Origin of the sequence: Corallococcus exercitus, assembly GCF_003611585.1 — a bacterium.
Taxonomy (GTDB): domain Bacteria; phylum Myxococcota; class Myxococcia; order Myxococcales; family Myxococcaceae; genus Corallococcus; species Corallococcus exercitus.
In genome coordinates this window covers 1-452 of record NZ_RAVW01000886.1, presented here as the reverse complement: position 1 = coordinate 452, position 452 = coordinate 1, and the positions used below count along the sequence as shown (strand labels likewise).

At 66.2% G+C, this 452-nt stretch carries 1 pseudogene; it reads right to left on the bottom strand.

Features of this window, described 5'->3' with window-relative positions:
- Positions 1-396, bottom strand: a pseudogene (locus D7W79_RS42700) (hypothetical protein); the annotation flags it as partial.
- Between the last annotated feature and the right edge of the window lie 56 nt (positions 397-452).

The following is a 452-nucleotide window of genomic DNA, read 5'->3' as shown; positions in this document are numbered from 1 at the left end:
CCCCTTCCACGTGTAGCTCTTTCCCGTGGTGGGTGACTGGTACGACAGCGTGGCCCCCGCCGCCAGCGAGCACTGCACCACGTAGCGCATCACCATGTCCGCCGACGCGGGATCCTGCTGGAACCAGGTCTGGAATCCGTTCGTGGACAGGCCATTCGTCGACAAGCCATTTGTCGACAGGCCGTTCGTCGACAAGCCATTCGTCGACAGGCCGTTCGTCGACAGGCCATTCGTCGACAGGCCATTCGTGGCGACGATGGCGTCCGAGGACTGGCCCATCCCGCCGGCTGCTTCCTCCACCGCGGGAGCGCCGCAGCCGGCGAGCGCCGCGGCCAGCCAGAGCGCCGTCCAGGGGGAGGAACGGAATGGGGAGTTGCGAGGGGGATTGAGTTGCATGGGGACTGCCTCCGCGCTGCCTCTTATACACATCTCCGAGCCCACGAGACATGCGC